Genomic DNA, 14,214 nt, shown 5'->3' on the forward strand with positions numbered 1-14,214 from the left:
GATGCGTGTGTGGTAACCCACATCGTCCCGGAGGTCTTCTTCTACGTCACCCGTTCACAACGTCCCGAGGAACTACATCTAGCCGATCGTCGCGAGATCCGCCCTCCCGGGAGAGGTGGATCTCGATACGCGCGCTCCGCGCGCTACTCGATCAGCAGGGTCGTACGACCGAATGTCTGAGCGGAGCCGCGTCCTTCCCCTGCTGGTCGAGTAGCCGCGCAGCGGCGTATCGAGACCGCCGTCCCCAGCAGGGCGGCTCTGCAGGCTCACGTTCTGGCGTGGTCGGATCTCGATACGCGCGCTCCGCGCGCTACTCGATCAGCATGGGGTGGATGCGCGCCCGGAGGCAGTCGTGCCCTCACCTGCTGGTCGCAGAGCCGTCCGGGAGCGCCGCGTCCCGGACCCCCTCGCCCGCAGGGTCGAGGGCCGCGAGCGGAAATCGCGTGCCAGCGATTTCCGCCAGCCCGACGCGACCCGCTCTGCGGAACGCACCACTCCAGGTGGCCGACCGCGGGGGAGGAGCCGCTCGCGGCTCCTCCCCAAGATCAACACTGTGTAACGCTTCCCGAGTTGGCCCTCCGCGGCGGCTGAGCGTTCCGACACCTTGGGTAACGTGAGGTCATCGATGCCCTGCAGTGCCGATCGTGCGCGCGGGGCCGAATCTTGGAGGACGAATCTTGACTATCACCACGCGTAAGGCCGCGTTCGGCGGTCTCGCCGCTCTGGGCGTCACCGCGCTTCTCGCCGGTTGCGCCTCCGCCCCCGAGGAGACCGGCTCGAGCGCCGCCGCCGGTGGCGACTTCCTGCCCTGCATGGTCTCCGACGCGGGCGGGTTCGACGACAAGTCGTTCAACGAGCTCGGCTACAACGGCCTCGTGAAGGCGTCCGAGGACCTCGGCGTCACCCCGAAGACCGTCACTTCGGAGTCCGAGACCGACTACGCGCCCAACCTGACGAGCCTCGTCGACCAGGGCTGCAACCTGATCATCACCGTCGGCTTCGCCCTCGCCGAGGCCACCTCGGCCGCGGCGGAGGAGAACACCGACATCGACTTCGCCATCATCGACGACGCGTCGATCGACCTGCCGAACGTCAAGCCGATCACCTTCGACACCTCGCAGTCGGCGTTCCTCGCCGGCTACGCGGCGGCCTCGTACTCGAAGACGGGCGTCGTGGGCACCTACGGCGGCCAGCAGTTCCCGACCGTCACCATCTTCATGGACGGCTTCGCGGACGGCGTGGCGTACCACAACGAGCAGAAGGGCACCGACGTCAAGGTCGTCGGCTGGGACGTCGCCGCGCAGACCGGCTCGTTCACCGGAGGCTTCGCCGCCGGTGTCGAGGCCAAGTCGGCCGCGCAGTCCCTGATCGACCAGAACGCCGACGTCATCCTCCCGGTCGGCGGCCCGATCTTCCAGTCGGCCATCGAGGCCATCCGCGACTCCGGCAAGGAGATCGCCATGGTGGGTGTCGACGCCGACCTGTACGAGACCTACCCCGACGGCGGTGACCTGTACCTGACCTCGATCCTCAAGGGCATTGAGGCCGGCACGACCGACGTCACCTCCACCGCGGGCGCCGACGCCTTCGACGCGACCCCGTACGTGGGCACGCTCGAGAACGACGGTGTCGGCATCGCGCCGTTCCACGACTTCGAGTCGAAGGTCTCGGCCGACCTGCAGGGCGAGCTGGACACCATCAAGGAGGGCATCATCGACGGCTCGATCACCGTCGAGTCGCCGTCCGCGCCCGCCGCGTCCTGATCTCCGGATCGATCGCAGCGCACTGACGAAGAGGCCGGTGGGCCCGAGTTCTGCTCGGGCCCACCGGCCTCTCGTCGGCTGTCCCGCCGGCTCCCGCGCGCTGGCACCCCGCACCGAAAGTTAGATTGGACCCATGAAGCTCGAACTGCGGGGCATCACGAAGCGCTTCGGCGCTCTCGTGGCCAACGATCACATCGACCTCACCGTCGAACCCGGTGAGATCCACTGCCTCCTCGGCGAGAACGGCGCGGGCAAGTCCACGCTGATGAACGTCCTGTACGGGCTGTACCAGGCGGAGGAGGGCGACATCCTGCTGGACGACGTGGTCCAGCGCTTCTCCGGCCCCGGCGACGCCATGAAGGCGGGGATCGGGATGGTGCACCAGCACTTCATGCTCGTCCCGGTCTTCTCGGTCGCCGAGAACGTCATGCTCGGCCACGAGGAGACGAAGTCGGGCGGCCGGCTCGACCTGGCCGCCGCGCGCGCCCGCGTCCGCGACATCTCCGACCGCTTCGGCTTCGACGTCGATCCCGATGCGATCGTCGAGGACCTGCCCGTCGGCGTCCAGCAGCGGGTCGAGATCATCAAGGCGCTCTCCCGCGACGCGAAGGTCCTCGTCTTCGACGAGCCGACCGCCGTGCTGACCCCGCAGGAGACCGACGAGCTGATCGCGATCATGCGGCAGCTGCGTGCCTCCGGGACCGCGATCGTCTTCATCACGCACAAGCTGCGCGAGGTCCGCGAGGTGGGCGACCGCATCACGGTCATCCGCCTCGGCCAGGTCGTGGGCGAGGCCTCGCCGACCGCGAGCAACGCGGAGCTGGCCTCGCTGATGGTCGGCCGCGCCGTCGAGCTCACCGTCCAGAAGGAGCCGGCGCGGGCGGGCGACGAGGCCCTCGTCGTCAGCAACCTCACCGTCCGGGACGCGAACGGGCAGGCCGTCGTCGACGACGTCTCGTTCGAGGTCCGCCGCGGCGAGATCCTCGCCATCGCCGGCGTGCAGGGCAACGGCCAGACCGAGCTGACCGAGGCGATCATGGGCCTGCAGGAGCGCGTGGAGGGCACGGTGACCCTCGACGGCCGCCGGCTCGACGGCCTCTCCGTCCGCCGGGTGCTCGACGCCGGCGTCGGCTTCGTCCCCGAGGACCGCACCGAGGACGGCCTCGTCGCCGAGTTCACCATCGCGGAGAACCTGATGCTCGACCGCAGCGACAGCGGCCCGTTCGTCAAGGGTCTCGGCCTGCAGCTGAAGGCGCTGGAGACGTTCGCCGAGGAGCGCGTCCGCGAGTTCGACGTCCGCGCGCAGGGCATCACCACCCACGTCGGCCGCCTCTCCGGCGGCAACCAGCAGAAGGTCGTCCTGGCCCGCGAGCTCAGCCGTGAGCTGCGGCTGTTCATCGCCGCCCAGCCGACCCGCGGCATCGACGTCGGCTCGATCGAGTTCGTGCACAAGCGCATCGTCGAGACCCGCGACACCGGCGTGCCCGTCATCGTCGTCTCCACCGAGCTCGACGAGGTCGCGGCTCTCGCCGACCGCATCGCGGTCATGTACAAGGGCGGCATCATCGGGATCGTCCCCGCCGACACTCCCCGGGAGACCCTGGGGCTCATGATGGCCGGGCAGTCGCCCGCCGAGAAGGGTGCGGCCGCATGAGCGACGCGCAGTTGCCCGCCGTCGATCCGGACGCCGAGTCCGAGAGGGCGACCGGTCTCGAGCCGGGCCAGAAGCCGGGTCAGGAGGCGCGGCCCGGCCCGATCGAGAGCGGGGCCTCGCGCGTCCTCCGCGAGATCCTCTCCGGGACCGCGCTGATGTCGGTGCTGGCCGTCCTGCTTTCGCTGATCGCGGGCGGCGTGCTGATCGCCGCCACCGACCCCGAGGTCCAGTCGGCCTCGGGCTACTTCTTCGCCCGGCCGCTCGACACGCTGCAGGCGATCTGGCAGTCGGTCGCCGGGGCGTACTCCTCGCTCTTCCAGGGCTCGGTCTACAACTTCCGCCGCGAGGGCTTCGCGAACGGCATCAAGCCGCTGACCGACACCCTCGCCTTCGCCACGCCGCTGATCGCGGGCGGCCTCGGCGTCGCCCTCGCCTTCCGCGTCGGGCTCTTCAACATCGGCGGCCGCGGCCAGATGCTGATCGCCGCCGCCTGCGCCGGCTGGGTCGGCTTCTCCTTCGACCTGCCGTTCGGCGTGCACCTGGTGATCACCCTCGCCGCGGGCATCCTGGGCGGCGCGCTCTGGGGCGGCCTCGTCGGCCTGCTCAAGGCGCGGACCGGCGCGCACGAGGTGATCCTCACGATCATGCTCAACTACGTCGCGTTCTACTTCGTCTCCTACCTCCTGCGCACGCCGGGCGCCCTCCAGGCGCCGGGCTCGAACAATCCCAAGTCGCCAGGCATGAAGGACACCGCGGTCTTCCCCGACCTCCTCGGCTCCGGATACTCGCTGAACCTCGGCTTCGTCGTCGCGATCCTCGCGACCGTCTTCGTCTGGTGGCTGCTCAACCGCTCGAGCATCGGCTTCAAGTTCCGCGCGGTGGGCGAGAACCCGCACGCGGCCCGGGTCGCCGGCATCGACGTCAAGAACAGCTACGTGTACGCCATGCTGCTCTCCGGCGGCCTGCTCGGCCTCGCCGGCAGCGCGCAGGTGATGGGCACCGTCACCACCGGCTTCACCTCCGGGATCGACGCGGGCATCGGCTTCGACGCGATCACCGTCGCGCTGCTGGGCCGCTCGCGGCCCTGGGGCGTGTTCTTCGCCGGCATCCTCTTCGGCGCGTTCAAGGCCGGCGGCTACTCGATGCAGGCCGCCGAGGGCGTGCCGATCGACGTGGTCCTCGTCGTGCAGTCGCTGATCGTCCTCTTCATCGCCGCGCCGCCCCTGGTGCGCGCGATCTTCCGTCTCCCGACGCCCGGGGTCGCCCCCAAGCGCCGCACGCGCCGCACCACGGAGGTGTCCGCATGACCACCGCAGTCTCCCGTGCCCCCGGGACCGCGTCCCGGGTCGCCGTCCGCAGCTGGAAGGCCCCGATCGCGTTCGGGATCTTCTCGCTGCTGGCCGTGATCCTGTTCGTGGCCCTCGGCCGCGACGGCACCAGCTCGTTCCGCCTCGCCTCCGGCAACGACTTCTTCGCCCTGCCGGACCTGCCGTTCCCGACCCGCGCCACCGGCGTGGTCGTGGCGGTCGTCCTGGTCGGTCTGACGGCGGTCGCCGTCGCGTTCACCCGCTCGGCCCGCCGCCTGCCGCTCTGGCTCTCGGCGCTCTTCGCGCTCGTCTTCCTGGTCGGCTTCCTGGTCTGGGCGTCCGCGGGCGCGACGCTGCCGCTGCCGGGGCTGCTCCTCGGCACCGTCGGGCTCGCGACGCCGCTGATCTTCGGCTCGCTCGGCGGGGTCATCTCGGAGCGCGTCGGCGTGGTCAACGTCGCGATCGAGGGCCAGCTGCTCGCCGGCGCCTTCACCGCGGCGATGGTCGGCTCGCTGACCCGCCAGCCCGTGCTCGGCCTGCTCGCGGCGATGATCGCGAGCGTGCTGGTCTCGTTCGTGCTCGCCGCCTTCGCGATCAAGTACCTGGTCGACCAGGTGATCGTCGGCGTCGTCCTCAACGTCCTCGTGACGGGGCTCACGAGCTTCCTCTACTCGCAGGTGCTGACCAGCGACGCCGCCGTCTTCAACTCGCCGGTCAAGTTCGACCGGCTGCCGATCCCGGGACTCAGCCAGGTGCCGATCCTCGGACCGGTGCTGTTCAACCAGACGATCATCGTCTACCTGATGTACTTCGCGATCTTCGCCGTGTGGTGGGGGCTCTTCAAGACGAAGTGGGGCCTGCGGCTCCGCGCGGTCGGCGAGCACCCCCAGGCCGCGGACACCGTCGGCATCAACGTGGCCAGGACGCGGTTCTGGAACGTCTCGCTGGCCGGCGCGATCGCGGGCATGGGCGGGGCGTACTACACGCTCGACGCGGTCGGCGCGTTCGGCAAGGAGATGACGGCGGGCGCGGGCTTCATCGCCCTGGCGGCGGTCATCTTCGGCCGCTGGGACCCGATCAAGGCCACCCTCGCCTCGCTGCTGTTCGGCTTCGCGACCAACCTGCAGAACGTGCTCGGCGTCATCGGCTCGCCGGTGCCGAGCGAGTTCATGCTGATGCTGCCCTACGTGGTGACGATCTTCGCGGTCGCCGGCCTGGTCGGGCAGTCGCGGGGTCCGGCCGCCGCCGGCAAGCCCTATCTCAAATCGTGAGGACGGATCCGATGACCGACATCGACTGGGACGCGCTCCGCACCGCCGCGCTCGACGCGATGGGCAAGGCCTACGTGCCGTACTCGAAGTTCCCCGTGGGCGTCGCCGCGCTGGTCGACGACGGCCGAGTGATCTCCGGCTGCAACGTCGAGAACGCCTCCTACGGCCTGACCCTCTGCGCCGAGTGCGCGCTGGTGTCGTCGCTGCACATGACGGGCGGCGGCCGGCTCGTCGCCTTCACCTGCGTGGACGGCAAGGGCGGCGTGCTGATGCCCTGCGGGCGCTGCCGTCAGCTGCTCTTCGAGCACTCCGCCGACGGGATGCTCCTGCAGACCGTGTCGGGCGTGAAGACGATCGACGAGGTCATCCCCGACGCGTTCGGTCCGCGCACCCTCGAGGCGTACGCGGCCGAGTAGTCCCGCCCCGCCGACGCCCTCCGCGGCGCCGACGGCCCTCCGCGGCCGTGCAGCGCCGCCGCCTCCCGCTCCCACTCCTGAACCGAGGACCTCGCATGACCCCGTCCACCCCCGTCGAGGCGTTCGACGCCGTCGACGTCATCCGCACCAAGCGCGACCGCGGCACGCTCTCGACCGCGCAGATCGACTGGCTGATCGACGCCTACACCCGCGGCTACGTCCAGGGCGAGCAGATGGCCGCCTTCGCGATGGCCGTGCTGCTCAACGGGATGGACCGCGACGAGATCCGCGACCTGACCCTCGCGATGATCGCGAGCGGCGAGCGGATGAGCTTCGACGGCCTCGGCAAGCGGACGGTCGACAAGCACTCCACCGGCGGGGTCGGCGACAAGATCACGCTGCCGCTGATGCCGCTGGTCGCCTCCTTCGGCGTCGCGGTGCCGCAGCTCTCCGGTCGCGGCCTCGGCCACACGGGCGGCACGCTCGACAAGCTCGAGGCGATCCCCGGCTGGCGCGCGGACCTCAGCAACGAGGAGATGTTCGAGCAGCTGCGGACGGTCGGCGGCGTCATCTGCGCCGCGGGCTCCGGGCTCGCTCCGGCGGACAAGAAGCTCTACGCCCTGCGCGACATCACCGGCACCGTCGAGGCGATCCCGCTGATCGCCTCCTCGATCATGTCGAAGAAGATCGCGGAGGGGACCGACGCCCTGGTCCTCGACGTCAAGTTCGGCTCCGGCGCGTTCATGACCGACATCGAGCGCTCGCGCGAGCTGGCCCGCGCCATGGTCGATCTCGGCAACGACGCCGGCGTCCGCACCACGGCGCTGCTGACCAACATGAACGTGCCGCTCGGCCTCGCGATCGGCAATGCGAACGAGGTCCGCGAGTCCGTCGAGGTGCTCGCCGGCGGCGGCCCCGCGGACGTCCGCGAGCTGACCCTCGCGCTCGCCCGCGAGATGCTGGCGCTGGCCGGGCAGCCCGACGCGGACGTCGAGGGTGCGCTCGACGGCGGCGCGGCGATGGACACCTGGCGTGCGGTCATCCGCGCCCAGGACGGCGACCCGGACGGCGCGCTGCCGGTCGCCCGCGAGACGCACGTCGTCCTGGCCGAGCGCGACGGCGTCCTGGTCGAGCAGCAGGCGCTGCCCTTCGGCATCGCGGCCTGGCGCCTCGGCGCGGGGCGCGCGCGCCAGCAGGACGCGGTGCAGCACGCCGCCGGCATCGACCTGCACGCGAAGCCCGGCGACCGGGTCCGCGCCGGTCAGCCGCTCTTCACGCTCTCCGCCGACGAGCCGTCCCGCTTCTCCCGCGCGCTCGAGGCGCTGGACGGCGCGTACCGCATCGGCGACGAGGGCGACGCGATCCTCGACGGCGGCCCGCTGGTGGCGGAGCGCATCGCCTGACCCTTGCCGCCGCTCGGGTCGACCTCCGGCTCGCGGAACGGCCTCCGGCACGCGGAATCTGCGGATTCCGACGTGCCGGAGCTGCTTCCGCGTGCCGGAGGTGAGGGTGGACGTCCGGCTCGTGAAACCGCGCCCGGCTCGTAAGATCCGCAGCTTTCAGCGTGCCGGAGTCGGTTTCGCGTGCCGGAGATGGGCAGGCAGGAGCTTCGGCTCGTGGAACCGGCCTGGGCTCGTGGAAGGCGCGCGTTCCGACGTGCCGAAGGTGATTCCGCGTGCCGGGAGCGGGCCCAGAGGATGTCCGGCTCGTGGAATCAGCCCGGCTCGGGGGATTCGCGAGTTCCGGCGTGCCGGAGGTCGTTCCGCATGCCGGAGGTGGCCCGGCCTGCTCGCGCACCCGGCCTGACCCGGACGGGGTGGTGGACCCAGCGGAGGCCGGCGCGGGCGGCACCGTAAGGTGGTCGGCGAACCGTCGTCCCACCGGAGGAGCACCGTGACCGACAGCACCGAGACCGGCAGCAGCCACGAGGAGTACCTCCTCCCGGGCGAGGGCATCCTCATCGACGACCTGCCCAAGGTGTCACTGCACGACCACCTCGACGGCGGACTCCGCGCCGAGACGATCGTCGACATCGCCGCGCAGACCGGCGTCGCCCTGCCCGCCGAGGACCCCGAGGCTCTCGAGCGGTGGTTCACCACCACGGCCGACTCCGGTTCGCTCGAGGACTACATCGCCACCTTCGAGACCACGATCGCCGTCATGCAGACCGCTTCGTCGCTCGAGCGCGTCGCCCGCGAGTTCGTGCTCGACCTCGCCGCGGACGGCGTGGTGCACGGCGAGATCCGCTGGGCGCCCGAGCAGCACCTCCGCGCTGGTCTCACCCTCGACGCGGCCGTCGAGGCCGTGCAGGAAGGACTCGAGCAGGGCGTCCAGGAGGCGGCCGCGCACGGTTCGCGGCTCGGCGTCGGCCAGCTGATCACCGCGATGCGGCACACCGACCGCTCGCTCGAGATCGCCGAGCTGGCCCTGCGCCACCGCGAGCGCGGCGCGATCGGCTTCGACATCGCCGGCGCGGAGGCGGGCTTCCCCGCGTCGCGGCACCGCCCCGCGTTCGAGCTCCTCGCCGCCGCGCACTTCCCGACGACCGTCCACGCGGGCGAGGCGGACGGCCTCGACAGCATCCGCTCGGCGCTCCTCGACGGCCGGGCACTGCGCCTCGGCCACGGCGTCCGGCTCGCGGAAGACATCCGCGTCGAGCGCCAGGACGACGACGCCAGCTACGTCACGCTCGGCGAGCTCGCCGAGTGGGTGAAGGACCGGCGGATCGCGCTCGAGCTCAGCTCGTCCTCGAACCTGCAGACCGGGGCGATCGCCGCGTGGGGCACCGACCTCGCCGACCACCCGTTCGACCTGCTCTACCAGCTCGGCTTCCGCGTCACCGTCAACACGGACAACCGCCTGATGAGCGGCACGACGCTCAGCCGCGAGCTCGCGCTGCTCTCGGACGCGTTCGGCTACGACCTCGACGACCTCGAGGCGTTCCAGGTCAACGCGGCCGAGGCGAGCTTCCTGCCGCTGGACGAGCGCCGCGAGCTGATCGAGACCATCAGCGCCGGCTTCGAGGCGGCCTGAGCATGCCGCTCGACCCGCTCTCCGACGCCGCGGTGGCCCTGCGCCATCCCGCTGCCAGCTGGCGCGAGGCGGTCATGGAGGCGGGCCGCGCCCTCGAGCGCTGCGGCGCGGTCGACCCCGCCTACTCTCGCCGGATGGTCGAGCAGGTCGACGTGCTCGGCCCCTACATCGTGATCGCCCCCGGCCTCGCCCTCGCGCACGCCCGCCCGGGCAACGACGTGCTCGAGGACGGGATCTCGGTGGTCACCCTCGCCGAGCCCGTCGCCTTCGGCCACAGCACCAACGACCCGGTCTCGGTCGTCATCGGCATCGCCGCCACCCAGGCGCACGGCCACGTCGGCTTCGTCTCCGGCCTCGCCGACGTCCTCAGCAAGCCGGACGCGGTCGCCGCCCTCGCTGCCGCCCGCACCGTCCGCAGCATCAACGCCGTCCTCACCGACGACACCCCGCACCACGGAAGAAGCGCATGAAGATCGTCACCCTCTGCGGCGCCGGAATCGGCACCTCCGCCATCCTCAAGCTCGGCGCCGAGCGCGCCCTCGAGGCCCTCGACCTCGAGGCCGAGGTCGTCGCCTCCGACCTCGCCTCCGTCGACGCCCTCGCCGCCGACGCGCAGGTCATCCTCACCTCCAGCGAGCTGATCGACAGGATCGGCAAGACCTTCGCCGAGGTCGTCGTCATCGACAACTACCTCGACCAGACCGAGATCACGGCGAAGATCGAGCGCGCGCTCGGCTGATCCGCGGTGCCGTCGTCTGAGCCGCCCCTTGTGCGGCTCAGCGCAGTCGGCTTCTCGTCGTGGTGCGTTCCATGGAGCGTGTCGCGTCGCGCTGTCTCGAATCGCTTGGCACGCGATTCTCGATCGCGCGCTCTGCCTTGAGGGTGCTCGCTCCTGACCCGTGGTGCCGTTTTCTGAGCCGCTCCCTGTGCGGCTCAGCGCGGTCGGCTTCTCGAGGTGGTGCGTTCCGTGGAGCGGTCGCGTCGCGCTGTCGAGAATCGCTTGGCACGCGATTGTCGACAGCGCGCTCTGCCTTGAGGGTGCTCGTTCTGGGTGGGTGCGAGGGTGGTCCGGGTCGCGAGATGCCACTTGTGTGCGCGACACGCCGGGGGAGGCTTGCACAAGTGGCATCTCGCGAGGCGGGCGGCGGGGCGGCGGGTCAGGGGGCCAGCAGGGTGAGGGTGCGGGTGAGGAGGGTTCGGGCGCGGGCGGGGGAGAGGCGGGTCGGCTGCTCGGCGGCGCGGGCGACGGCGATGCCGTCGAGGACGGCGAGGAGGAGCGCGGCGTCGTCGGGGCCGAGCGGCGCCGTGGGGTGCGCGGCGTGCAGCAGCTCCAGGACGACGTCCTCCGTGCGCGACCAGCCGGCGGTGTGCAGGGCGCGGATCTCGGGGTCGGTGCCGGCGCGTGAGGCGAACGCGGTCCAGACGACGGCGTCGGGGACGTCGGCGTCCTCGACGCAGGCGATCGCCTCGCAGAAGGCGCGGAGACGAGCGTCCGCCGACGGCTCCTCCTCCCGCAGGTCGAGCATCCGTCGGCGGAACCGCTCCTCCACCGCTGCCATCGCGCCGGTCAGCAGCGCCTGCTTCGTCGGGAAGTGGTGCTGGACGGCGCCTGCCGAGACGCCTGCTTCAGCGGCGACGGTCCGGATGCTGAGCTGATCGGCTCCGCGCGTCGAGAGGACGGTGACGACCGCCGAGAGGATGTCGCTCCTGCTCTCGCGCCGATCGGCCACGTGCACTCCCCTCGATCCGTCCGCTCGAGCAGGCTACGCTCTCGACCATGACCAATACGACTGTATTGCCAATCGCCGAGACGGCGAGAGCGCGCATCGACTCGCTGGACGTCGTCCGCGGCGTCGCGATCATCGGGACCCTCGGCACCAACATCTGGCTGTTCTCCCACCCCTGGGGACTGCTCGGGATGCTCAGCGAGCCGGTGACGCCCGGGACGTCCCCGGGCGCGCAGACCGTGCAGCTGGTGCTGATGGCTCTGGCACAGGGGAAGTTCCTCGCCCTGCTCTCGCTCACCTTCGGCATCGGGCTGGCGATCCAGCACGCGTCGGCGGTCCGCCGGGGTCGGCGCTGGCCCGGCCGCTACCTCTGGCGGGCGACGCTGCTCCTGCTCGACGGCGCGGTCAACTACGTGCTGATCGCGGAGTTCGATGTGCTGATGGGCTACGCGGTGACGGGAGCGGTCGTGGCCTGGCTGCTGCTCACCCGGCCGCGGACGCAGCGGCGCACTGTGGTCGTCCTCGGGGCGCTGCACGTCCTGCTGATCTCGGCGCTCGTGGCGCTCGTGGCGACGCAGCCGGGTGCCGCCGGTCAGGGTCCGACGGGTCGCAGCCCCTACGCTGACGCCTCCTTCCTCGGCCTCGCCGTCTTCCGGCTGCAGAACACGGGAGTCTTCCGTGCCGAACCCCTGCTGATCGGATTCCTGAGCCTGGCGATGTTCCTGCTCGGTGCTCAGCTGCTGCGCGCCGGCCTCTTCGCGGAGGAGGGGCGACTGCTGCGGCGGCGGCTGATGGTCCTCGGTGCGGTCGCCGCTCCGGTCGATCTGGCGCTCGGACTCACCGGGAGCGCGGCCGGTCTGCTGGCCGAGCGCTATCTCGTCGCTCCGCTGGTGGCGCTCGGGCTGCTCGCCCTCCTCGCCGAGCTCGGCCTGCGCCGGGGCAGCGACGGCTGGCTCGCGCGTCGCGCTCGCGAGGTCGGCCGGGTCGCTCTGAGCGCCTATCTCCTGCAGAACCTGCTCGGGGGCGCTCTGTTCTACGGCTGGGGCCTCGGGCTCGCGGTCACCGTGGCGCCGTGGCGGGTACCCGTGACGATCGGCGCCTTCGTCCTGATCGCGTCGATCGTCGTGCTCGCCGCGCATCTCTGGCTCCGCCGCTTCGCTGTCGGCCCGGTCGAGTGGCTCTGGAAGCGCGGCGAGCAGCTCGGGAGTCGTCCCTCGCGCTGACGACGTGGTGCGCCAGAGCCCGCGCCAGGGCGGCAGGGTCGGGACGTCCGTGCGATTCTCCGACCTGGCTCCGTCTCCGAGCCTCTTCACCGAATCGAGAGGACTGAAGTGCGCACTCGCATCCGCTGCACGATCGCCGGGCTCACCACCCTCGGGCTCCTGGCGGGAGGCGCTGTTCTGGGGGCGGGGCCCGCCTTCGCTCAGACCCCGTCACCCGCCGCGTCGACCGCCACAGCCACCTCCACTGCCGCTCCGGAGTGGAGTGCGACCGCGACCTACACGGGCGGGCAGCAGGTCACCCGCCAGGGGAGGCTCTACACCGCCGGCTGGTGGACCAGCGGCGAGGACCCGCTGCGGGTCTCGGGGGCCGTCGGGACCGGCAAGGTCTGGCAGCCCGCCGCGGGCGTGACCGCGCCGACGGTCGCGCCGACCCCCACCGCCGCGCCGACGCCGACCGCCGCTCCCGCACCGACCCGCGCTCCTGCGTCCGTCACCGTCCCGGCGCCGTCCGCGAGCCTCGCGCCGGCCGCCCCCGCGTCGAACCCGTTCCCCGGTGTCGCGGAGTGGAGCGCGTCGGCGACGTACACCGGCGGCCAGCAGGTCGTGCGCGACGGGAAGCTGTACACCGCCGGCTGGTGGACCAGCGGCGCGGACCCCCGCGAGGCCTCCGGACCGATCGGCTCCGGCAGGGTCTGGCAGCCGGCCGGCGCGGTCACTCCGGCACCGGCGCCGACTCCTGCGGTCACTCCGACGCCGGCGAGCACCACGACCCCGTCGCCCGCGCCCTCGCCGGCCACCGATCCCGGGAAGGCTCCGGGACCCTCGGCGGTGCCCGTCACCGGAACGTCCCCCGCCGTCCTGCGCTCCGGCTACAAGGACATCACGATCAGCATGGACTGGAACACCCACCAGCTGCGCACCGCGGTCGACGGCCGCATCGTCCCGCTCGTGGGTCCGGACTCCTGGGCGAGCCGGACCGGCAGCAGCGCGGTCACGCTCGCCTTCGCCTCCGGCACCGGGGACGCCCCGAACTGGGCGGGCGTCACGGCGGACGAGTTCCGCAGCTCGATCGACCAGCTGGTCGCCGCGGACGTGGACTACGTGCTCGCCACCGGAGGAGCCTCGGCGGTGTTCACCGCGAACGCCGCGCAGCTGGACTCCTTCATCAGCCGCTACGCCTCGAAGAACCTGATCGGCATCGACTTCGACATCGAGCGCGGGCAGACCGCCGCGCAGATCCGGGAGCTCGCCGACGCCGCTGCCGCGGCCGAGGTGAAGTACCCGGACCTCCGGTTCCAGTTCACCCTGCCCACCGCGGCGGCGTCGGACGGATCGAGGTACAGCCTGACCGACGTCGGAGTCACGACCGTCGAGGCGATCAAGGCCTCGGGCGTGCAGCACTACACCGTCAACCTGATGGCCATGGACTACGGGTCGCCGACCGCCGCGAACGCGGTCATCGACTCGACGACCGGGAGGACCGACATGGGGGCGTCCGCCGTCCAGGCCGCTCGGAACGTGCACGAGAAGCACGGCATCCCCTACTCGAAGCTCGAGCTGACCGCGATGATCGGCGTCAACGACGTGACCGAGGAGGTCACCTCCGTCGCGGACTTCGAGACGATCGCCGCCTTCGTGAAGACGCAGGGCCTCGCCGGACTGCACCACTGGTCCGTCGACCGGGACACGCCCTCCACCGTGGGCGTGGTGTCTCCGCTGGGCTCCGGGACGGCCATCCCGTCAGGAGCGTTCGCCGCGGTCGTCAACCGCGCCGGCTGACCCCCGCCCGTTCGCTGCGCCGCCCCGCCGACCCGTGGGGC

The 14,214-nt window shown here is 71.6% G+C and carries 12 protein-coding genes; 11 read left to right on the plus strand and 1 reads right to left on the minus strand.

Annotation, left to right across the window (positions count from 1 at the left end; all coding sequences use genetic code 11):
- The first annotated feature begins 677 nt into the window (after positions 1 to 677).
- The 9 genes from MT351_RS13255 (at position 678) to MT351_RS13295 (ending at position 10,183) form a co-directional block, all read left to right on the plus strand.
- Entirely contained in the window at positions 678 to 1,763 is a 1,086-nt protein-coding gene (locus MT351_RS13255) for a BMP family protein (RefSeq protein ID WP_123702567.1), read from the plus strand.
- Positions 1,764 to 1,896: 133 nt separating this feature from the next.
- Complete coding sequence (locus MT351_RS13260) at positions 1,897 to 3,417, plus strand: ABC transporter ATP-binding protein (RefSeq protein WP_123445291.1); 1,521 nt, start codon at positions 1,897 to 1,899, stop codon at positions 3,415 to 3,417.
- Positions 3,414 to 4,724: an ABC transporter permease gene (locus MT351_RS13265; protein ID WP_123445292.1), complete on the plus strand. Its 1,311-nt coding sequence runs from the start codon at positions 3,414 to 3,416 to the stop codon at positions 4,722 to 4,724. The genes MT351_RS13260 and MT351_RS13265 overlap by 4 nt, the downstream gene beginning before the upstream one ends.
- On the plus strand, positions 4,721 to 5,995 hold the full coding sequence (locus MT351_RS13270) for an ABC transporter permease (RefSeq protein ID WP_123735200.1): 1,275 nt from the start codon (positions 4,721 to 4,723) through the stop codon (positions 5,993 to 5,995). Before MT351_RS13265 ends, MT351_RS13270 begins: the two co-directional genes overlap by 4 nt.
- 11 nt (positions 5,996 to 6,006) lie before the next feature.
- Positions 6,007 to 6,411: a cytidine deaminase gene (locus MT351_RS13275; protein ID WP_123445294.1), complete on the plus strand. Its 405-nt coding sequence runs from the start codon at positions 6,007 to 6,009 to the stop codon at positions 6,409 to 6,411.
- A 95-nt stretch (positions 6,412 to 6,506) separates the two neighbouring features.
- Positions 6,507 to 7,814, plus strand: a complete 1,308-nt coding sequence (locus MT351_RS13280; protein WP_132435878.1) for a thymidine phosphorylase — start codon at positions 6,507 to 6,509, stop codon at positions 7,812 to 7,814.
- 490 nt (positions 7,815 to 8,304) lie between these two features.
- Positions 8,305 to 9,444 (plus strand): adenosine deaminase, encoded by a 1,140-nt coding sequence (locus tag MT351_RS13285; RefSeq protein ID WP_374204772.1) that lies wholly within the window; start codon positions 8,305 to 8,307, stop codon positions 9,442 to 9,444.
- Positions 9,445 to 9,446: 2 nt separating this feature from the next.
- Positions 9,447 to 9,914 carry a PTS sugar transporter subunit IIA gene (locus tag MT351_RS13290; RefSeq protein WP_132435876.1) on the plus strand — a complete coding sequence of 156 codons (468 nt, stop codon included), beginning with the start codon at positions 9,447 to 9,449 and terminating at the stop codon, positions 9,912 to 9,914.
- Positions 9,911 to 10,183: a PTS sugar transporter subunit IIB gene (locus tag MT351_RS13295; RefSeq protein ID WP_127886065.1), complete on the plus strand. Its 273-nt coding sequence runs from the start codon at positions 9,911 to 9,913 to the stop codon at positions 10,181 to 10,183. The genes MT351_RS13290 and MT351_RS13295 overlap by 4 nt, the downstream gene beginning before the upstream one ends.
- 418 nt (positions 10,184 to 10,601) lie before the next feature.
- On the opposite strand, the gene MT351_RS20335 is transcribed toward MT351_RS13295, so the two are convergent.
- Positions 10,602 to 11,174, minus strand: coding sequence for a TetR/AcrR family transcriptional regulator (locus MT351_RS20335; protein ID WP_123735203.1), 573 nt, complete (start codon positions 11,172 to 11,174; stop codon positions 10,602 to 10,604).
- A 47-nt stretch (positions 11,175 to 11,221) separates the two neighbouring features.
- On the opposite strand from MT351_RS20335, the gene MT351_RS13305 reads away from it, so the two are divergent.
- Positions 11,222 to 12,394 carry a DUF418 domain-containing protein gene (locus MT351_RS13305; RefSeq protein WP_132435874.1) on the plus strand — a complete coding sequence of 391 codons (1,173 nt, stop codon included), beginning with the start codon at positions 11,222 to 11,224 and terminating at the stop codon, positions 12,392 to 12,394.
- A 108-nt stretch (positions 12,395 to 12,502) separates the two neighbouring features.
- A complete protein-coding gene (locus tag MT351_RS13310) occupies positions 12,503 to 14,173 on the plus strand; it encodes a carbohydrate-binding protein (RefSeq protein WP_243582394.1) in 1,671 nt (556 codons plus the stop codon).
- Positions 14,174 to 14,214: the final 41 nt, after the last annotated feature.

Source organism: Rathayibacter sp. VKM Ac-2926, assembly GCF_022815565.1.
Lineage (GTDB): Bacteria > Actinomycetota > Actinomycetes > Actinomycetales > Microbacteriaceae > Rathayibacter > Rathayibacter festucae.